The sequence below is a fragment of the Pseudomonas sp. PS01298 genome, from assembly GCF_029959745.1.
Classification (GTDB): domain Bacteria; phylum Pseudomonadota; class Gammaproteobacteria; order Pseudomonadales; family Pseudomonadaceae; genus Aquipseudomonas; species Aquipseudomonas aylmerensis.
The window spans coordinates 1-19,663 of the sequence record NZ_JASCPP010000036.1 but is presented as its reverse complement, the minus strand read 5'-3'; the positions used below and the strand labels follow the sequence as shown (position 1 = coordinate 19,663).

The 19,663-nt window shown below is 60.8% G+C and carries 19 protein-coding genes; 6 read left to right on the top strand and 13 right to left on the bottom strand.

Annotated elements, in window-relative coordinates; genetic code table 11:
- Nucleotides 1-6 precede the first annotated feature (6 nt).
- From gatB to QMX97_RS14795, 4 genes are all read left to right on the top strand, one after another.
- Complete coding sequence (gene gatB / locus QMX97_RS14810) at nucleotides 7-1,452, top strand: Asp-tRNA(Asn)/Glu-tRNA(Gln) amidotransferase subunit GatB (RefSeq protein WP_106805151.1); 1,446 nt, start codon at nucleotides 7-9, stop codon at nucleotides 1,450-1,452.
- Nucleotides 1,453-1,596: 144 nt separating this feature from the next.
- A complete protein-coding gene (locus QMX97_RS14805) occupies nucleotides 1,597-1,968 on the top strand; it encodes a septal ring lytic transglycosylase RlpA family protein (RefSeq protein ID WP_106805152.1) in 372 nt (123 codons plus the stop codon).
- A gap of 58 nt (nucleotides 1,969-2,026) precedes the next feature.
- A complete protein-coding gene (locus QMX97_RS14800) occupies nucleotides 2,027-3,073 on the top strand; it encodes a calcium/sodium antiporter (protein WP_177343924.1) in 1,047 nt (348 codons plus the stop codon).
- On the top strand, nucleotides 3,070-3,453 hold the full coding sequence (locus QMX97_RS14795) for a carboxymuconolactone decarboxylase family protein (protein WP_065900684.1): 384 nt from the start codon (nucleotides 3,070-3,072) through the stop codon (nucleotides 3,451-3,453). The genes QMX97_RS14800 and QMX97_RS14795 overlap by 4 nt, the downstream gene beginning before the upstream one ends.
- A gap of 799 nt (nucleotides 3,454-4,252) precedes the next feature.
- Here QMX97_RS14795 and QMX97_RS14790 read toward each other — a convergent pair.
- The 5 genes from QMX97_RS14790 to kdgD all read right to left on the bottom strand — a co-directional run bounded on the left by QMX97_RS14790 (nucleotide 4,253) and on the right by kdgD (nucleotide 10,904).
- Complete coding sequence (locus QMX97_RS14790; RefSeq protein ID WP_021491890.1) at nucleotides 4,253-5,194, bottom strand: AEC family transporter; 942 nt, start codon at nucleotides 5,192-5,194, stop codon at nucleotides 4,253-4,255.
- Nucleotides 5,195-5,381: 187 nt separating this feature from the next.
- On the bottom strand, nucleotides 5,382-6,935 hold the full coding sequence (gene garD, locus QMX97_RS14785; RefSeq protein ID WP_106805154.1) for a galactarate dehydratase: 1,554 nt from the start codon (nucleotides 6,933-6,935) through the stop codon (nucleotides 5,382-5,384).
- An 11-nt stretch (nucleotides 6,936-6,946) separates the two neighbouring features.
- A complete protein-coding gene (locus QMX97_RS14780; RefSeq protein ID WP_065900680.1) occupies nucleotides 6,947-8,311 on the bottom strand; it encodes an MFS transporter in 1,365 nt (454 codons plus the stop codon).
- A gap of 181 nt (nucleotides 8,312-8,492) precedes the next feature.
- Entirely contained in the window at nucleotides 8,493-9,938 is a 1,446-nt protein-coding gene (locus QMX97_RS14775) for an aldehyde dehydrogenase family protein (RefSeq protein ID WP_065900678.1), read from the bottom strand.
- A gap of 54 nt (nucleotides 9,939-9,992) precedes the next feature.
- A complete protein-coding gene (gene kdgD, locus QMX97_RS14770) occupies nucleotides 9,993-10,904 on the bottom strand; it encodes a 5-dehydro-4-deoxyglucarate dehydratase (protein WP_034102171.1) in 912 nt (303 codons plus the stop codon).
- 245 nt (nucleotides 10,905-11,149) lie between these two features.
- On the opposite strand from kdgD, the gene QMX97_RS14765 reads away from it, so the two are divergent.
- Complete coding sequence (locus QMX97_RS14765) at nucleotides 11,150-12,307, top strand: phospholipase (protein WP_262135817.1); 1,158 nt, start codon at nucleotides 11,150-11,152, stop codon at nucleotides 12,305-12,307.
- Nucleotides 12,308-12,435: 128 nt separating this feature from the next.
- On the opposite strand, the gene QMX97_RS14760 is transcribed toward QMX97_RS14765, so the two are convergent.
- The 8 genes from QMX97_RS14760 to rplM all read right to left on the bottom strand — a co-directional run bounded on the left by QMX97_RS14760 (nucleotide 12,436) and on the right by rplM (nucleotide 18,233).
- On the bottom strand, nucleotides 12,436-13,185 hold the full coding sequence (locus tag QMX97_RS14760) for a FadR/GntR family transcriptional regulator (protein WP_025856285.1): 750 nt from the start codon (nucleotides 13,183-13,185) through the stop codon (nucleotides 12,436-12,438).
- 158 nt (nucleotides 13,186-13,343) lie between these two features.
- The gene (locus QMX97_RS14755) at nucleotides 13,344-13,763 is read right to left on the bottom strand and encodes a ClpXP protease specificity-enhancing factor (protein WP_065900671.1); all 420 of its coding nucleotides are present in this window, start codon (nucleotides 13,761-13,763) and stop codon (nucleotides 13,344-13,346) included.
- Nucleotides 13,764-13,780: 17 nt separating this feature from the next.
- Nucleotides 13,781-14,398, bottom strand: coding sequence for a glutathione S-transferase N-terminal domain-containing protein (locus tag QMX97_RS14750; RefSeq protein WP_010213164.1), 618 nt, complete (start codon nucleotides 14,396-14,398; stop codon nucleotides 13,781-13,783).
- A 146-nt stretch (nucleotides 14,399-14,544) separates the two neighbouring features.
- The gene (locus QMX97_RS14745; RefSeq protein WP_282397143.1) at nucleotides 14,545-15,324 is read right to left on the bottom strand and encodes a cytochrome c1; all 780 of its coding nucleotides are present in this window, start codon (nucleotides 15,322-15,324) and stop codon (nucleotides 14,545-14,547) included.
- Nucleotides 15,324-16,535, bottom strand: a complete 1,212-nt coding sequence (locus QMX97_RS14740; RefSeq protein WP_065900667.1) for a cytochrome bc complex cytochrome b subunit — start codon at nucleotides 16,533-16,535, stop codon at nucleotides 15,324-15,326. Before QMX97_RS14740 ends, QMX97_RS14745 begins: the two co-directional genes overlap by 1 nt.
- A complete protein-coding gene (petA, locus tag QMX97_RS14735) occupies nucleotides 16,535-17,131 on the bottom strand; it encodes a ubiquinol-cytochrome c reductase iron-sulfur subunit (RefSeq protein ID WP_065900662.1) in 597 nt (198 codons plus the stop codon). Before petA ends, QMX97_RS14740 begins: the two co-directional genes overlap by 1 nt.
- Nucleotides 17,132-17,397: 266 nt before the next feature.
- Nucleotides 17,398-17,790 (bottom strand): 30S ribosomal protein S9, encoded by a 393-nt coding sequence (gene rpsI / locus QMX97_RS14730; RefSeq protein WP_002555064.1) that lies wholly within the window; start codon nucleotides 17,788-17,790, stop codon nucleotides 17,398-17,400.
- A 14-nt stretch (nucleotides 17,791-17,804) separates the two neighbouring features.
- Complete coding sequence (gene rplM, locus QMX97_RS14725) at nucleotides 17,805-18,233, bottom strand: 50S ribosomal protein L13 (protein ID WP_003171742.1); 429 nt, start codon at nucleotides 18,231-18,233, stop codon at nucleotides 17,805-17,807.
- 248 nt (nucleotides 18,234-18,481) lie between these two features.
- Between rplM and QMX97_RS14720 the strand changes: the two genes are divergently transcribed.
- On the top strand, nucleotides 18,482-19,522 hold the full coding sequence (locus tag QMX97_RS14720; protein ID WP_101266500.1) for an NADP(H)-dependent aldo-keto reductase: 1,041 nt from the start codon (nucleotides 18,482-18,484) through the stop codon (nucleotides 19,520-19,522).
- Nucleotides 19,523-19,663: the final 141 nt, after the last annotated feature.

Sequence of the window (19,663 nt, the reverse complement as noted above, 5' to 3'; positions counted from 1 at the left end):
AACACTATGCAATGGGAAGTTGTGATCGGGCTGGAGATTCATACCCAGCTCGCCACCCAATCGAAGATTTTCTCCGGTAGCGCCACCACGTTTGGCTCCGAGCCCAATACCCAGGCCAGCCTGGTCGACCTGGGCATGCCCGGTGTCCTGCCGGTGCTGAACCAGGAAGCGGTGCGCATGGCGGTGATGTTCGGCCTGGCGATCGACGCCGAGATCGGCCAGCACAACGTGTTCGCGCGCAAGAACTACTTCTACCCGGACCTGCCCAAGGGCTACCAGATCAGCCAGATGGAATTGCCGATCGTCGGCAAGGGCCACCTGGACATCCCGCTGGAAGACGGCACCATCAAGCGTGTCGGCGTAACCCGCGCGCACCTGGAAGAAGACGCCGGCAAGAGCCTGCACGAAGAGTTCCCGGGCGCTACCGGTATCGACCTGAACCGCGCAGGCACACCGTTGCTGGAGATCGTGTCCGAGCCGGACATGCGTAGCGCCAAGGAAGCCGTGGCCTACGTCAAGACCATCCACGCGCTGGTGCGCTACCTGGGCATCTGCGACGGCAACATGGCCGAAGGTTCGCTGCGTTGTGACTGCAACGTGTCGATCCGGCCCAAGGGCCAGGTCGAGTTCGGCACCCGTTGCGAGATCAAGAACGTCAACTCGTTCCGTTTCATCGAGAAGGCGATCAACAGCGAAGTGCGTCGCCAGATCGAGCTGATCGAAGACGGCGGCAAGGTCATCCAGCAGACCCGCCTGTACGACCCGAACAAAGACGAAACCCGCGCCATGCGCAGCAAGGAGGAAGCCAACGACTACCGTTACTTCCCCGATCCGGACCTGTTGCCGGTCGTCCTTGAAGATTCGTTCCTCAACGACATCCGCGCCACGCTGCCGGAATTGCCGCAGCAGAAACGCGAGCGCTTCCAGGAGCAGTTCGGCCTGTCGGTCTACGATGCCAGCGTCCTGGCTTCCAGCCGTGAACAAGCCAACTACTTCGAGAAAGTCGTAAGCATCGCCGGTGACGCCAAGTTGGCGGCCAACTGGGTGATGGTTGAGCTGGGCAGCCTGCTGAACAAGCAAGGCCTGGAAATCGACGAAGCGCCGGTGTCCGCCGAGCAATTGGGCGGCATGCTGCTGCGCATCAAGGACAACACCATCTCCGGCAAAATCGCCAAGACCGTGTTCGAAGCGATGGCCAGCGGTGAAGGCAGCGCCGACGAAATCATCGAGAAACGTGGCCTCAAGCAAGTCACCGACAGCGGCGCGATCTCGGCCGTGCTGGATGAAATGCTGGCGGCCAACGCCGAGCAGGTCGAGCAGTACCGTGCGGCAGACGAAGCCAAGCGCGGCAAGATGTTCGGTTTCTTTGTCGGCCAGGCCATGAAAGCCTCCAAGGGCAAGGCCAACCCGCAACAGGTGAACGAATTGCTGAAGAGCAAGCTCGAAGGCTGACACGTGCAGGACCCGGCTTCTGTGGGAGCCGGGCTCGCCCGCGATGCAGGCGCCTCGGAGCATCAGTTACACCGGGGTGAAGCCATCGCAGGCAAGCCAGCTCCCACGCAAGCCAACTCCAACATTTGTAATGGGACTCCTTGCATGAAGCGTCTACTCGGCCTGCTGGCCCTGTTCTCCCTACTGGCCGGTTGCGCCAGCGGCATCATCAACCCCAACGGCTACGACGAAACCGGCACCGCCTCCTATTACGGCGCCAAACACCATGGCAACAAGACCGCCAGCGGTGAACCCTTCAACCAGAACGCCCTGACCGCGGCCCATCGGCAACTGCCCTTCGGCACCCAGGTCAAGGTCACTAATCTGGACAACGACAAATCCGTCGTGGTCCGCATCAACGATCGCGGCCCGCATACGCGTGGGCGCTTGATCGACCTTTCACGCAAGGCTGCCGAACAACTGGGCATGCTCGGCAGTGGCACTGCGCGCGTGCGCGTGCAAGCCATGAGCAACTGAAGGCGCAGCCGTGGCCATTTTCGGATTGACCGCCCTCTCGCCCTGGAGCCTGCTCGAACTGGTCAGCGGCCTGCTGCTGCTGATCGTCGGCGCCGAGGTCCTGGTGCGCGCCGCCGTGCGCCTGGCCGCGAGCCTGAAAGTGCGGCCGCTGATTATCGGCTTGAGCATCGTCGCCTTTGGCAGCAGTGCGCCACAGATGACCGTCAGCCTGCAGGCCACCCTGGCCGGCAACACCGATATCGCCGTGGGCAGCGTGATCGGCAGCAGTATCTTCAACATCCTCGTGACCCTGGGCCTGTCGGCGCTGATCATTCCCCTGCGCGTCTCACGCCAACTGGTGCGCGTGGATATCCCGGTGATGATCCTCGCCGGGCTGCTGGTATTCACCCTGGCGGCCAATGAAGAACTGACACCCGTCGACGGCTTGTGGTTGCTGTTGGCGCTGGTCGCCTACCTGGGCGTGCTGCACTACCAGACGCGCCATTCCCGCCGCCCGCGCACCCTCGACACCGTGGCCCGCGCGCCGTGGCTCAGCAGCGTTCTGCTGATGCTCGCAGGCCTGCTGGTGCTGGTCCTGGCCGGGCACTTGCTGCTGGGCGCGGCGGTGGATGTGGCAGCGGACCTGGGCCTCTCGGAACGCATCATCGGCCTCACGCTGATCGGCGTCGGTACCTCGCTGCCCTGCCTCGCCACCTCACTGATCGCCGCCCTGCGGGGGCAGCGGGAAATTGCCGTGGGCAACGTGATCGGCAGCAACCTGTTCAACCTGCTGGGCGTGCTGGGGATCACCGCCCTGCTCGCGCCCTCGCCGCTGTCGGTGTCGCCCAATGCATTGGATTTCGACCTGCCGGTGATGCTCGGTGTAGTGGTGCTGTGCCTGCCGGTGTTCTACACCGGTTATCGCGTGACCCGCGCCGAAGGCCTGGTGCTGCTGGGCCTGTACCTGGCGTACGGGCTGCACGTGATGTCGTTCACCACCGGAATGCCCCTCGCCAACAAGCTTGAACAACTGATGTTGTATTACGTCCTGCCAGTGCTGGTGGCTTTCCTGTTGTTCAGCACGCTGCGAGCCTGGCGCCGCCAACACAAGAGGGATTCGCAATGACCGATCAGAAAAAGCCCGGGGTTGAGATGCGTCGCCAGGTGATGGGCGATGTGTTCGTCGACCGTGCCCTGGGCAACGCCACCGAGTTCACCCAACCGCTGCAGGATTTCGTCAACGAGCATGCCTGGGGCAGCGTGTGGAACCGCGAAGGCCTGCCGCTGAAGACCCGCAGCCTGATCACCCTCGCCGCCCTGACTGCGCTCAAGTGCCCCCAGGAACTCAAGGGCCACGTGCGTGGCGCGCTGAACAATGGCTGTACCGTGGAGGAAATTCGCGAAGCACTGCTGCACTGCGCGGTGTACGCCGGCGTCCCGGCGGCGATTGATGCGTTCCGCGCGGCGCAGGAAGTGATTGAGGCGTATCAGGCCGATCAGCCGTGACGGCGAGCTAGCTTTCGCAGGCAAGCCAGCTCCCACATTTGATCTCCATATGCCCAGGTGCCTGAGCCATACCTCAACTCCTGTGGGAGCGGGCTTGCTCGCGAAGGCAGTGTGTCAGTTGATGCATTCGTTGCCTGACCCACCGCTTTCGCAGGCAAGCCAGCTCCCACATTTGATCTCCATATGCCCGAGTGCCTGAGCCATACCTCAATTCCTGTGGGAGCGGGCTTGCTCGCGAAGGCGGCCTGTCAGCTGATGCATCGTTGCCTGACCCACCGCTTTTGCAGGCAAGCGAGCTCCCACACTTGGTCTCCATATGCCCGGGGGCCTGAGCCATACCTCAATTCCTGTGGGAGCGGGCTTGCTCGCGAAGGCGGTGTGTCAGTTGATGCATTCGTTGCCTGATACGCTGCTTTCGCAGGCAAGCCAGCTCCCACATTTGATCTCCATATGCCCGAGTGCCTGAGTCAAACCTTGAACCCCCTGTGGGAGCGGGCTTGCCCGCGAAAGCGGCCTGTCAGCTGATGCACTCGTTGCCTGACCCACCGCTTTCGCAGGCAAGCCAGCTCCCACATTTGATCTCCATATGCCCGGGTGCCTGAGCCATACCTCAATTCCTGTGGGAGCGGGCTTGCTCGCGAAGGCAGTGTGTCAGCTGATGCATTCGTTGCCTGACCCACCGCTTTCGCAGGCAAGCCAGCACACACATTTGATCTCCATATACCCGGGGCCTGAGCCATACCTCAATTCCTGTGGGAGCTGGCTTGCCTGCGATTGGCCCTCAAGAGCCCTGCAACCTTCAGATCCACCCCCCCGCCTGCAACACGAAAATCCCGATATTGGTGGTCACCGCCGCCATCAGCGTGGTGATCACGATAATCGCCGCCGCCAGCTCATGATTGCCCTCGGCCGCCCGGGCCATGACAAAGCTGGCCGCTGCGGTGGGCGCGCCGAAGTACAGGAACAAGATCCCCAACTCCGGCCCGCGAAAGCCCAGCAACCATGCCCCCAGCGTCGCCACCACGGGCAAGCCGATCATCTTCACCAGACTCGCACTCAGCGCCATGCTGCCGCTTTTGCGCAAAGCCGCCAGCGACAGGGTGCCACCGATGCAGATCAGCGCCAGGGGCAGGGTCATGTCCGCCAGGTACTGGCCCGACGACTCCAGCCAACCCGGCAGGCCAATCTGGAACACCGCGAACGGCGTGGCGGCGATCACGCTGATGATCAGCGGGTTGGCCACCACACTCTTGCAGATGCTCCACGGGTCGGACTTGATCACCGGGCTGTACACCGCCAGCACGATGGTCGACAGGGTGTTGTAGAACAGGATCACCAGCGCCGCGAGAATCGCACCGAGGGAGATACCGTAGTCGCCGTACATGCTGGCGGCCAGCGCCAGGCCGATCACACCGTTATTGCCGCGAAACGCGCCCTGGGTGTAGATGCCACGGTCTTCACGCGGGCAGCGAAAAATCGCCCAGCCCCAGGCGAGGGCAAAGCTCAACAGCGTGGCGACAGCGAAGTAGATCAGCAGGCCCGGCTTGAGCGCCGAGTGCAGGTCGGCATGCAGGATGCCAAGAAACAGCAGCGCCGGCATGGTGACGTTGAACACCAGGGACGAGGCCGTGTGGATAAAGTTGTCGTTGATCCAGTTGACGCGCTTGAGCAACACCCCCAGAAACAGCATGGCAAACACCGGCGCGGTGATGGTGAGGGTGGTGAGGAAAATTGCCAGCATGCCGGGGAGAACCTTGGTGAGCGTCGTCAGGTGGCTAATGATAAGCCAGTACGAACCGGTTCGTCTGGTTGACACTCGCTCAATGTGAGAGCCGGCTTGCCTGCGATGGCGGTGTGCCAGGCGTTACGTCGGTTACTGATACACCGCTATCGCAGGCGAGCCAGCGCCTACAAGGTCCGCGCCAGTCTCAGGTAATCGGCGCGGGGTTGAACAAGGTGATGTCGTTATGCAGCTTATGCTGCTCGGCCCACGTCTGCTTCTTGCCGCTGGCCACATCCAGGTAGAAATGGAACAACTCCCAGCCCAGCTCCTCGATGGTCGCGCGCCCGGTGGCGATGCGCCCGGCGTCGATATCGATGAGGTCCGGCCAGCGCTGTGCCAGCTCCGTACGTGTGGAAACCTTCACCACCGGCGCCATCGCCAGCCCATACGGCGTGCCGCGTCCGGTGGTGAACACATGCAGGTTCATCCCCGCCGCCAGTTGCAAGGTGCCACAGACAAAGTCGCTGGCCGGTGTCGCGCAGAAGATCAGGCCCTTGCTCTTGAAGCGTTCGCCCGGACCCAGCACGCCGTTGATCGCGCTGCTGCCGGACTTGACGATAGACCCCAGGGACTTCTCGACAATATTCGACAACCCACCCTTCTTGTTACCCGGCGTGGTATTGGCGCTGCGATCTGCCTCGCCCTTGGCCAGGTAGCGGTCGTACCAGTCCATTTCCCGCACCAATTCCTCAGCGACTTGCCGGGTCTGCGCGCGGGAGGTCAGCAGGTAGATCGCGTCGCGCACTTCGGTGACTTCGGAAAACATCACCGTCGCCCCGGCCCGCAACAACAGGTCCGACGCATACCCCAGCGCGGGGTTGGCGGTGATGCCGGAAAACGCATCACTGCCGCCGCACTGCATGCCCAGGATCAACTCGGATGCCGGCACGGTTTCGCGGCGGCGCTGGTCGAGCTTTTTCAAACGGGTTTCGGCCAACGCCATGATCTGCTCGATCATCTCGGTAAAGCCGTGGCTGGAATCCTGCAATCGATACAGCCACGGCTCGCTCAGGTCGACGGAGCTGTCGTTGTCGTGCATCACCTGCCCGGCCTGCAATTTCTCGCAGCCCAGGCTGATCACCAGGGCTTCGCCGCCCAGGTTCGGGTTGCGTGCCAGATTGCGCACCGTGCGGATCGGGATGTAGGCATCCGTCGCGGTGATGGCCACGCCACAGCCGTAGCTGTGGGTCAGCGCGACCACGTCATCCACGTGTGGGTACTTGGGCAGCAACTCGTCCTTGATGCGCTTGACCGCATGGTCCAGCACACCGGTCACGCATTGCACCGTGGTGGTGATGCCGAGGATATTGCGCGTGCCCACGGTGCCGTCGGCATTGCGGTAGCCCTCGAAGGTAAAGCCTTCGAGGGGTGCCTGGGTTTCGGGCACATCGGTGGACAGCGGCAGGCTGTCCAGCGGCGGCGCGGTCGGCATGCGCAGTTGATCTTCCTGGACCCAACTGCCGCGCGGAATCGGCGCCAGGGCGTACCCGATGGTCTGGCCGTAGCGAATAATCTGACCGCCCTCGGGAATATCTTCCAGGGTCACCTTGTGGCTCTGGGGGATGAAATCCACGGTCACCAGGCCGTCCGGGAACTCGGTCCCGGCCGGTACGCCCTGGTCATTGACCACGATCACCACATTGTCGCGCTCGTGCAAACGAATCGAGCGCGGCGAGTCGGCATGTTCAATCAACTGCATTACATCGCCCCTCAGGAATGCGCTTCGGTAAGGTTAGTCAACTCAGGCCCTTTGCTTGGCGGCTCCTTGAGTACCACACGTTTGATCGGACCCACGATCACCAGGTAGCTGAACACCGCCAGCAGCGCGTTGGCGCCCACAAACACCAGTGCCCACTTGAACGAGCCGGTGGTGCTGATGATGTAGCCGATCACGATCGGCGTGCTGATCGACGCCAGGTTGCCAAACATGTTGAACAAGCCGCCACTGAGCCCGGCGATTTGTTTCGGCGAAGTGTCGGACACCACCGCCCAACCCAGTGCGCCAACGCCTTTGCCGAAGAAGGCCAGGGCCATGAAGCCCACCACCATCCATTCGATGTCCACGTAGTTGCACGCCACGATGCTGGAAGACACCAGCAACCCGCCAATGATCGGCGCCTTGCGCGCGAAGGTCAGCGAGTGGCCCTTGCGCAACAGGTAGTCGGAAATCACCCCGCCCAGTACCCCGCCGATAAAGCCGCAGATCGCCGGCAGCGAAGCAATGAAACCGGCCTTGAGAATGGTCATGCCGCGGTCCTGCACCAGGTACACCGGGAACCAGGTCAGGAAGAAATAGGTGATGCCGTTGATGCAGTACTGGCCCAGGTACACGCCGAGCATCATGCGGTTGGTCAGCAGTTGGCGGATGTAATCCCACTTCGGACCGTCAGTTTTCTTACCCTTGACCTTGTCCTGGTCCATATCGACCATCGCGCCGTTGGCGGCGATGTGATTGAACTCGGCCTCGTTGATCATCGGGTGCTGGCGTGGGCTGTGGATAACTTTGAGCCAGATCAGCGAGAACACGATGCCGATCCCGCCCATCACGATAAACACGTGCTGCCAGCCGAAGCTGTAGACGATCCAGCCCATCAACGGCGCGAACAGCACCGTGGCGAAGTATTGCGCCGAGTTGAAGATCGCCGAAGCCGTGCCGCGCTCGGCGGTGGGGAACCAGGCCGCGACGATTCGCGCATTGCCGGGAAAGGACGGCGCTTCGGCCAGGCCCACCAGGAAGCGCAGCATGAACAGCGCAACCACTGCGGTGGAGACGCCGAACTCACCGACATAGCCTTGCAGCACGGTGAACAGTGACCAGGTGAAAATGCTCAGGGCATAGACTTTTTTCGAGCCGAACCGATCCAGTAGCCAGCCGCCGGGGATTTGCCCGGCCACGTAGGCCCAACCGAATGCGGAGAAGATATAACCGAGGGTGACCGCGTCGATGCCGAGGTCTTTTTGCAGGCTGGAGCCGGCGATAGCGATGGTGGCCCGGTCGGCGTAGTTGATCGTGGTCACCAGGAACAGCATGAGCAGGATCAAATAGCGGACGTGGGTCGGCTTGGTCGCTTGCATGTAGAAGTACTCCCACTAATTATTTTTTTTGCGGGTAATGGTCTATTTGTCGGTGGGACCGCTTTCATGTGGGAGCCGGGCTTGCCCGCGATACAGGCACCTCGGTGTGTCAGGCACACACCGGTGATGCTATCGCAGGCAAATCAGCTCCCACACAAAGCAGGCGCCACGGTGTCGCGTATTACGAACCGATGTAGCTGGTTTTCACCACGGTGTAGAACTCTTGCGCGTAGCGACCCTGCTCGCGCGAACCATAGGAGGAACCTTTGCGGCCACCGAACGGCACGTGGTAATCCACGCCGGCGGTCGGCAGGTTGACCATCACCATCCCGGCCTGGGAGTGGCGCTTGAAGTGATTGGCGTACTTCAACGACGTCGTGGCGATGCCCGCCGACAAGCCGAACTCGGTGTCGTTGGCCATGGCCAGCGCCGCCTCGTAGTCCGCCACGCGCACCACGTTGGCCACTGGGCCGAAGATTTCTTCACGGCTGATGCGCATGGCGGCTTCGCTGTCGGCAAACAGCGTCGGCGCCAGGAAGTAGCCTTCGGTGTCACAAGTGACCAGGCCGCCACCGCTGACCAGCCGCGCGCCTTCGCTCTGGCCGATGTCGATGTACTTGAGGTCCTGGTCCAACTGGGCCTGGGACACGACCGGGCCGATATCGGTGCCGCTTTTGAGGGCGTGGCCGACCTTGATCGACTTCATGCGCTCGGCCATGGCCGCGACGAACTGGTCGTGAATCCCGGCGGTCACGATCAAGCGGCTCGAGGCCGTGCAACGCTGGCCGGTAGAGTAGAACGCACTCTGCACCGACAGCTCGACCGCCTGCTTGAGGTCGGCGTCGTCGAGAATGATCTGCGGGTTCTTGCCGCCCATTTCCAACTGCACTTTGGCCTGGCGCGACACGCAGCTGACGGCGATCTGGCGACCTACGCCGACCGAACCGGTGAAGCTGATGCCATCGACTTTCGGGCTGTTGACCAGCACGTCGCCGACCACGCGGCCGCTGCCCATCACCAGGTTGAACACACCGGCGGGGAAGCCTGCGCGAGAGATGATTTCGGCCAGGGCCCAGGCGCAGCCCGGTACCAGCTCAGCCGGCTTGATCACCACGCAGTTGCCGTAGGCCAGGGCCGGGGCGATTTTCCAGGCGGGGATCGCAATCGGGAAGTTCCACGGGGTGATCAGGCCGACCACACCCAGGGCTTCACGGGTAACTTCGACGTTGACGCCCGGGCGTACCGACGGCACGTAGTCACCGGACAAGCGCAGGCATTCACCGGCGAAGAATTTGAAGATGTTACCGGCGCGAGTCACTTCGCCAATGGCTTCGGGCAGGGTCTTGCCCTCTTCCCGGGCCAGCAAGGTGCCGAGTTCTTCACGGCGGGCGAGGATTTCGCTGCCGACTTTATCCAGCGCGTCGTGACGCGCCTGGATCCCGGAAGTGGACCAGGCCGGGAACGCGGCGCGGGCGGCGTCGATGGCAGCATTGACTTGGGCTACGTCAGCCTTGGCGTATTCGCCAATGACATCAGACAACTCCGACGGGTTGAGGTTAACGCAGTAGTCGGCACCGGCCACCCACTGGCCATTGATGTAGTTTTCATAACGCTGAGCTTGGGACACAAATCTTCTCCTGACGCAAAAGGCCGCTGATTACTCAGCGGCCTTGTAGATAAGTTATTGCGCGCCTTGCTTGTCGATCAGCGCGGCCAGGGCTTCGTATTCTTCCGGCAGCAGGTCGGTCAGCGGCGTGCGCACCGGGCCGGCGTCGTAGCCAGCGATTTTCGCACCGGCCTTGACGATGCTCACCGCATAGCCCGCCTTGCGGTTGCGGATGTCCAGGTACGGCAGGAAGAAGTCGTCGATGATCTTGGCGACGGTGGCGTGATCGTCCTTGGCAATGGCGTGGTAGAAATCCATCGCGGTCTTCGGAATGAAGTTGAACACCGCCGAGGAGTACACCGGCACGCCCAGGGCCTTGTAGGCAGCGGCGTAAACCTCTGCAGTCGGCAGGCCGCCCAGGTAGCTGAAACGGTCACCGAGACGACGGCGAATCGACACCATCAACTCAATGTCGCCCAGGCCGTCTTTGTAGCCGATCAGGTTCGGGCAGCGCTCGGCCAGGCGTTCCAGCAAAGGCGCAGTCAGGCGGCAGACGTTGCGGTTGTAGACCACCACGCCGATTTTGACCGACTTGCACACTGCTTCGACGTGGGCGGCAACCCCGTCCTGGCTGGCTTCGGTCAGGTAGTGCGGCAGCAGCAGCAGGCCTTTGGCGCCAAGGCGCTCGGCTTCCTGGGCGTACTCGATGGCCTGGCGAGTCGAACCGCCCACGCCCGCGAGGATCGGCACGCTGGTGGCGCAGGTATCAACGGCGGTCTTGACCACCTGGGAATATTCGCTGGCGGCGAGGGAGAAAAACTCACCGGTACCACCGGCGGCGAACAAGGCAGTGGCGCCGTACGGGGCCAGCCATTCCAGACGCTTGATGTAGCCCGCCTGGTGGAAGTCACCCTGGGCGTTGAAATCGGTCACCGGGAAAGACAGCAGACCGTGGGAGAGGATGGACTTCAGTTCTTGTGGATTCATTATTCGAACACCCTGGGCGAAAACTTTCGATGGAAAGGTTGTTGTTGGTTTTGATGATGTCGTACGTCATCGTACAACTATAAATAATTTCGTCAACTGCAATTCATCGCCGTGGTGCACGTGCGGGTGGGCGACACCTCATGCAAAGGCGTTCTTGACGTAGGAATTTATTCCTCTATGCTCGAGATAGCTGTATATACATACAGTTATTACGGAAGATTCCTACGACATAGCAAGGAGCTAACATGTCAGGTCCAGAACTCGCAGCACCCGAAAAGAACCCTCCTACCCTGCGCTTCGAAGGGGGTGAACACACCGCCATCGGCGACGACACCCTGTTGCGCTTTGCCAAGGACGCCCCGGCGATTCCTGCGCGACAGGTCGAGTTGCACCTGCCCAACGGGCTGGCCCTCACCTACGGCCAAGTGATCGCCCTGGGCGGCGACTTTTATGGCATTCCCGGCCAACCCATCAGCGACGGCGCCTCCCCCGCCGAGCGCATCCAGCGCTTTACCGCCGCGTTCAACTCCCTGGCCGTGTTGCCCGCTTCACGCGAGGAAGCGCACAAGATCCTCGCGGTCATGCAAAAGGAAATCAACGCGGTCAACCAGGCGATCAAGGACGGCAAGCAAGCCCATGAAGCCTATGACGCGCTGGGTGATACGTTGTCCGAGGAATGGAACCGCATTACCGGCGGCGGCAGCGCGGTGTCGGCGCTGATTCCCCTGGGGCGCTATTTGAAACTGGCGGCGGACAATGCCGACCACTTCGGCGAATGGGCGCTCTCGGCGTACCTGGCAGGCCATACGGCCGCGCTGCAGCAAGCCGTCGTGGCGCATCAGACCGGCACCGACCAGGCGCTGGAACTGGCGTATGCGATGAACAGTTTTGCCGATCACTTCCTGACCGACCTGTTTTCCGCCGGGCACCTGCGTGTGCCGCGCAAACAGCTGGCCGCCGTGGTCACGCCGGGGGAGTTGGGTTCGCTGATCAGCCGCTTCATGCACGATGAAGACAGCAAGTTCGGCCTCAAGGTACGCAACGCCATGGGCGACCAATGGCACGCCTATGGGGACAAGCGCTACTTCGACGCCATCGACGCGGACAATCGGCTGCAGGTCAAACGCGCGGTACAGGCCTCGGCTGATGAAATCTTCGCGACCTTTATCAGCGGCGTGGCGCCCTCCCCGGCCACCTTCAAGGCGCCGCTGTATGTGCCGGACCTGAATGCCGCGCAGAACCCGGCGAACAACTTCTCGCCGCTGTTCAAGGTGGAGGGAGACAAGGTGCTGCGGCGCAAGGATGTGAATGACCTGAACGACAGGCACTGGACCAATGATTGGTGGGGATGGAGTACGTACCTGCTGCTCAAGGACTACAAGCCCAACCAGCCCGCAAGCTAAGTACACGCATTGCTCCAGACAATGGAGATCAACTGTGCGAGCTGGCTTGCCAGCGATGGCGGAGTGTCAGTCAAACCTTACTGGCTGATACTCCGCTGGCGCCGGCAAGCCGGCGCCTAAAGGACCCTTCAGCCGCGCTGCGCTTCTGCCTCTTCGTGGGCATGGCGCAGCCGCTCACGGCTATTGGTCAGGTGCAAGCGCATGGCCGCCCGCGCCGCGTCCGAATCCTGGCGCGCAATCGCCTCATAAATCTCTTCGTGCTCGCGGCTCAGGCGACTCATGTAGTGCTGCTGGTCATCGTGGGCCAGGCGCGCCGAATTCAGGCGGGTACGCGGAATGATGCTGGTGCCCAGGTGGGTCATGATGTCGGTGAAATAGCGGTTGCCGGTGGACAACGCGATTTCCAGGTGGAAGGCGAAGTCTGAGGCGACCGCATCGCCGGCGTGCGCGGCGCTTTCATTCAGGGCGTCGAGGGCGGCGCGCATGGCTGCCAGTTGCTCGTCGCTGCGGCGCAATGCGGCCAGGCCAGCGGATTCGACTTCCAGGCTGATACGCAACTCGAGAATCGCCAGCACATCACGTAGGGTCACCACCGTGGCCGGGTCGATGCGAAAGCCGCTCGGGCTTGGCGTATCGAGCACGAAGGTGCCGATGCCATGCCGGGTTTCCACCTGCCCCGCCGCCTGCAAGCGCGAGATGGCCTCGCGCACCACGGTACGACTGACACCATGGGCGTCCATGATGGCCGACTCGGTGGGCAGCTTGTCACCGCGCTTGAGCTGGCCGTCACGGATCTGCTCGGACAACACCGTGACCAATTCCTGGGCAAGGCTGCGACGCTTGCGGGGAAGACGAGGGGCGGTGTTGGCGTTTTCCATGATGGATCATCTTTCTCGGTGAGCTTGAGCACGCATCATAGCCCATGGCGGTTGTACGATCACCGTCCTGTCACGACTTTCATCCATATCCTGCGCGCAAAAAAATGCCCCGACACAGGTCGAGGCATTTTCCCGGCTCATCCGAAGATGAAAGCCGCTTACTTCACCACTTTCAGGCTCGGCCGACCGCTTGGACGCGGTGGCTCGGCATCCGGTGGCGGCACATCATCACCGTCTTCGCTTTCGATCGCTTCGTCATCCTCGAAAGGCGACTCCAGATCGAACACCATGCCTTGGCCATTTTCCCGGGCATAGATCCCGAGGATGGCGCCAATCGGCACGAACAGCGTGTGCGGCACACCGCCGAAACGCCCTTCGAAACTGACCGCTTCATTGTCCATGTGCAGGTGGCGCACGGCACTCGGTGATACGTTCAGCACAATCTGTCCATCACTGGCAAAACCCTGCGGTACCTGAACCGCAGGAAATTCGGAATTGACCAGCATGTGCGGGGTGCAATCATTGTCCACAATCCACTCATAGAGCGCGCGGACCAGGTAGGGTCGACTGGAGTTCATCAGCGGCTCCTTAAGCCTTAGCGCATATCGCGTTCGACACCAGACAGACTCGCCTGGAAAGCCTCACGCGCAAACTGGCGCTCCATGTAATCAAGCAACGGCTTGGCCGGCCGTGGCAGTTCAATGCCCAGGATCGGCAAGCGCCAGAGTATGGGTAATAGGCAGCAATCCACCAGGCTTTGTTCCTCGCTGAGGAAAAAAGGTTTGTCGGCGAACAGCGGCGAAACACCGGTCAGGCTCTCACGCAATTCCTTGCGTGCCTGCACCCGAGCGGCTTCTTTGCTACGTGTATCCAGGATCACATCCACCAGCCCGCACCAGTCACGCTGGATCCGATGGATCAGCAGGCGGCTGTTGGCACGCGCTACCGGGTACACCGGCAGCAAAGGCGGATGAGGGTAACGCTCATCCAGATATTCCATCACCACAGTCGACTCCCACAACGCCAGGTCACGATCGACCAGGGTGGGCAAGCTGCCGTAAGGGTTCACTTCGATCAGTTTCGGCGGCTGACGGCCCGCCTCCACACTGATGATCTCGGCGCTGACACCCTTCTCTGCGAGCACGATACGTACTCGGTGGGAATAGTGGTCGGCGGGGTCGGAGTAACAGGCCAACCGGTTGGTCACGCCCATGGCGGTCCTCCTCGCTTGTTGAAATTATCGAAAGCTCAAAAACGAGCGCGCCCAGGGAGCATCTCTGTAGTGGGAGTTACCCGATCACTACGTGTTCAGAGATGCCGCTGGGCGCGCAAGATTAACAGCAATTGCTTACGGTTGGATCAATGCACATCCTTCCAGTATTCGCGTTTGAGCAGATAGGCGAATACGAAGAAGAAGGCCAGGTACAACAATACATAGGTACCAATGCGCTGGTGCTGCAGTTTGACCGGGTTGGCCGAGTAGGCCAGGAAGGTCACGAGATTCTTGATCTTCTCGTCGAACTGCTCGTCAGTCAGTGCACCGGGGGTGTCTATCTTCAGTTGATCGCACGCCTCATGCGTCAGCGGCGTGCCGGTCAACGGATCGTATTGCTTCTTGCCGTCTTCAACGACCTGGACCTGCTTGCATCCTACCACTTGCTTGCCTTGCAGGCTGACCAGAACGTTAGGCATACCGACGTTCGGGAATACCCGGTTGTTCACGCCCCAAGGGCGCGTCGGGTCTTCATAGAACGATTTCAGGTAGCCGTAGAGCCAGTCGGTGCCACGAACGCGCGCCACCAGGGTCAGGTCAGGCGGTGCAGCACCGAACCAGGCCTTGGCGTCTGCAGGCTGCATGCCGATGTTCATGTGGTCGCCGATCTTGGCGCCGGTGAACACCAGTTTTTCCAGCATCACTTCGTGGGGAATCCCCAAGTCATCGGCAACACGCTCATAGCGCTGGAACTTGGCGCTGTGGCAGCCCATGCAATAGTTGGCAAACGTACGGGCGCCGTCTTGCATGGCGGCTTTGTCCGAGACGTCGATATCGACCGATTCCAGCTCCGGACCACCGTGCTCGGCAGCGAAGGACAGTAGCGGCAGGGCCGCAAGCATCAATGCAACGAATAACTTTTTCATCAGCCAGTCACCCTTTCCGGAACCGGTTTGGTCTTCTCGAGCCGGGTGTAGAACGGCATCAGAATGAAGTAGGCGAAGTACAGGAAGGTGCAGACCTGCGACAGCAACGTCAGCTGCGGTGTCGGCGCCTTGACGCCCGTCCAGCCCAGCAGCACGAAGCAGATGCAGAACACCCACAGCCAGATCTTGCTCAGCCAGCCCTTGTAGCGCATGGACTTGACCGGACTACGGTCGAGCCAGGGCAGCACGAACAACAGCGCGATCGAAGCCCCCATGGCAACCACACCCATGAGCTTGTCGGGGATCGCCCGCAAAATGGCGTAGAACGGCGTGAAGTACCAGACCGGTGCAATGTGCTCCGGCGTCTTGAACGCGTTGGCCTGTTCGAAGTTGGGTTTTTCGAGGAAATACCCGCCCATTTCCGGGAAGAAGAACACGATCGAGCAGAAGATGAAGAGGAACACCACCACACCGACGATATCTTTCACGGTGTAGTACGGGTGGAAGGGAATGCCGTCCAGGGGTACGCCGTTTTCGTCTTTATGCTTCTTGATGTCCACACCGTCCGGGTTGTTCGAACCCACTTCGTGCAGCGCCAGGATATGCAGCACGACCAGGCCGAGAATCACGATCGGCAGAGCCACGACGTGCAACGCGAAGAAGCGGTTCAAGGTGATGCCGGAGATCAGGTAGTCACCCCGGATCCACTGCGTCAGGTCGTTGCCGATCACCGGGATCGCACCGAACAGCGAGATGATCACCTGGGCGCCCCAGTACGACATCTGGCCCCATGGCAGCAGGTAGCCCATGAAGGCCTCCGCCATCAGCGCCAGGTAGATCAGCATGCCGAAGACCCACACCAGCTCACGAGGCTTCTGGTACGAACCGTAGAGCAAACCACGGAACATGTGCAGGTAGACCACGATGAAGAACGCCGACGCGCCAGTGGAGTGCAGCAGGCGCAGGATCGAGCCGTACTCGACATCGCGCATGATGCCTTCAACGGAGGCGAAGGCTTCTTCGGCTGACGGCGTGTAGCTCATCGTCAGCCAGACACCGGTGACCAGCTGGTTGACCAGCACCAGCAGGGCCAGGGAGCCGAAGAAGTAGAAGAAGTTGAAGTTTTTCGGAGCGTAATATTTGCTGAGATGGTCTTCCCACATCTTGGTGGCAGGAAAACGCGCATCCACCCAATCCATGAACTTGCTCATCAGGCTTTCTCCCCCTCGTCGACGCCAATGACAATGATGCTGTCAGTCTCGTAGTGATGTGGCGGAACTGGCAGGTTCAGTGGTGCGGGTTGTGACTTGTAGACGCGGCCAGCGAGGTCATAGTGAGAACCGTGGCAGGGGCAGAAATAGCCGCCGACCCAGTCCTTGCCCAGATCCGCAGGCGCCACTTCCGGGCGGAAGGTGGGGGAGCAACCCAAGTGGGTGCAGATACCGATCAGCAGCAGAATCTCAGGCTTGATCGAACGCATTTCCTTATCGACGTAGGCGGGCTGGTCGGAATTCTTCGAATCGGGATCAGACAAGCGATCTTCGATTTTCTTCAGATTCCCCAGGATCTCCTCAGTACGACGAACAATGAAGACCGGCTGACCGCGCCACTCAGCAATCATCTGCTGGCCTGGGTCGATCTTGCTGACATTCACTTTCACCGGTGCACCTGCGGCTTTCGCCTTGGCACTGGGAAACCATGACCCCACGAACGGGACCGCAGCCCCCACCGCTCCTGCAGCACCCACCACGGATGTGGCTGCTACCAAGAAGCGACGCCGGCCTGCATTCACGCCGTCATTGCTCATTCAGTCCTCTCCCATCAGCTTTTTGGCCTGTTAAATCAGGCGTCTACTAAGTGTTGAATCTTTACTTATAAAAATTTTGCCGAATGGTAATGAAAAGCCCCACGTATGACAAGGGAATTGCCCGGGCCTCCGCCTCCAGGCCTTGTAGTATAGGGGGTCTACGGATGTGGCAAGTTGTCACGCGCAAATTTGTGCATAAATCGCAGGCAATAAAAAACGCCCAGCTCCGTGAGGAGGCTGGGCGTTTTTGTGGAACGTAAAGCGAATTAACGCTTCGAGTACTGCGGACGCTTACGCGCTTTACGCAGACCGACTTTCTTACGTTCAACTTCACGGGCATCGCGAGTTACGAAGCCAGCTTTGCGCAGAGCGCCACGCAGGGTTTCGTCGTACTGCATCAGAGCGCGAGTGATACCGTGGCGGATTGCGCCAGCTTGACCACTTACACCGCCACCGATAACGGTGACGTAGATGTCGAACTTTTCAACGGTCTCGGTCAGTTCCAGCGGCTGACGAACTACCATGCGGGCAGTTTCGCGGCCGAAGAAGTTGTCCAGGGAGCGGTTGTTGATCGAGATGTTACCAGTGCCCGGACGCAGGAAAACGCGTGCGGTTGCGGTTTTGCGACGGCCAGTGCCGTAATTTTGAGTCGCCGACATAATGAACTATTCCGTTAAAACTTCAGTTCTTGGGGCTGCTGAGCAGCATGAGGGTGTACAGCGCCCGCATAGACTTTCAGCTTGCGAAACATATCGCGACCCAGTGGGCCCTTCGGCAGCATGCCTTTGACCGCGATTTCGATCGGGGCTTCAGGCTTCTTGGAAATCAGGCCTTCAAAGTTGGAAGACTTGATACCGCCTGGGAAACCGGAGTGACGGTAGTACATTTTGTCTTGCGCTTTGTTGCCGGTAACACGAACCTGCTCAGCGTTGATGATCACGATGTAGTCACCGGTGTCAACGTGAGGGGTGTACTCAGGCTTGTGCTTGCCACGCAGACGGCTGGCGACTTCAGTGGCCAGACGACCCAGGGTCTGACCAGCGGCGTCGACGACAAACCAGTCGCGCTGAACTGTTTCCGGTTTTGCAGTAAAAGTTGTCATTCTTTAATAGCCTCAGGGGCCGCCCTGTAAATTAGACGGCGGATCTTACTGAATAGTGCGTACTTTGACAAGTCAAAGGCAGCCGGATACAGACGCTATCGGGGGCTCGGGTCGGCGCGTCCGTTCAACGGCAAGATTCTTCGGCAGGCGGCGCATCACTTCCACTGCAGAAAGAGGTGGGCAATTATGCAGATTGCGAAAAAAAATTCAACCTGCTTTTATGATTGTTTTCCCCGAAGGAGTACCCGATGGATTATCGACAGCTGGGCCGCACCGATCTGAACGTGAGCGCGATCGCCTTGGGCACCATGACCTGGGGTGAGCAGAACAGCGAGGCAGAGGCCTTCGCTCAGATCGAACGGGCCAAGGCCGCGGGGATCAACTTCCTCGACACGGCGGAAATGTACCCGGTACCGCCCAAGGCCGACACCTATGCCACCACCGAGCGTTATATCGGTAATTACTTCAAGAGCCGCGGCGACCGTGCCGACTGGGTGCTCGCCAGCAAGATCGCCGGCCCCGGCAACACCATCGACTACATTCGCGACGGCCACCTGCGCCACAACCGCAAGCACATCGTCGAGGCCCTCGACGCCAGCCTCAAGCGCCTGCAAACCGACTGGATCGACCTCTACCAGCTCCACTGGCCGGAGCGCAGCACCAACTTCTTCGGCCAACTGAGCTACAAGCACAAGGACGAGGACGACCTCACCCCGCTGGAGGAAACCCTCGAAGCGCTGGACGAGCAAGTGAAGGCCGGCAAGATCCGCCACATCGGCCTGTCCAATGAAACGCCATGGGGCACCATGAAATTCCTCGCCCTGGCCGAAGCCCGTGGCTGGACCCGCGCGGTGTCGATCCAGAACCCCTACAACCTGCTCAACCGCAGCTTTGAAGTGGGCCTGGCGGAAGTCGCGATCCGCGAACAGTGCGGCCTGCTCGCCTACTCGCCCCTGGCGTTCGGCATGCTCAGCGGCAAATACGAAAACGGCGCACGCCCGGCCAAGGCGCGCCTGACGGAATACAGCCGCTTCAGCCGCTACTTCAACCCGCAGTCGGAAGCGGCGTGCAGCCGCTACGTGGCACTGGCGCGCGAGCATGGCCTGGACCCGGCGCAGATGGCCCTGGCGTTTGTGACACAGCAGCCATTCGTGACCAGCAACATCATTGGCGCGACAAGTCTGGAGCAGCTGGACAGCAATATTGCCAGTGCCGACCTGAAGCTGTCGAAGGAAGTGCTGGAAGGGATCGAGGCGATTCAGAAGGATCATCCGAACCCTGCGCCTTGATTAATTAACCAGCCCGACACCGCCCCCGTGGCGAGCGGGCTTGCCCCGCGTTGGGCTGCGCAGCAGCCCTGATCCTGCCCCTCCCCCTAGAACGAGGGAGGAGGTTTTGGGGCTGCTACGCACCCCAATGCGGGGCAAGCC